This window comes from Gardnerella sp. CCPDSM (assembly GCF_056754715.1).
In genome coordinates, this window is sequence record NZ_JBQEQO010000094.1 from 1 (window position 1) to 304 (window position 304).

General features: G+C 39.8%; 1 pseudogene. It reads right to left on the reverse strand.

The annotated features are described in order from the left end of the window. A pseudogene (locus ACTJLE_RS06690) lies at window positions 1-304 on the reverse strand (hypothetical protein); the annotation flags it as partial.

The window sequence follows — 304 nt, forward strand, 5'->3', positions numbered from 1 at the left end:
TGCTACCAGAACACCAATAACCGCAACAACCGCGAGTATTGGCGCAGATACTCCACCTAAAACAGCGCCTAACCCTTCAAGAATACTAGATCCGGAAGTAAAACTTGCGAACATTTTACCTATAAACAAAGCTAGTTTAGAAAAACCTTGTATAGCAACACCTATTTTAGAAATACACGTTCCAAGAACCACTAAAAAAGGGCCGACTGCCGCAGCAATCAACCCAAGTGTCACTATAAGTTTTTGGCTTTCTGGAGAAAGCTGTTTAAATTTAGAAAGCCATGCTGAAATTTTCTGCATTAAA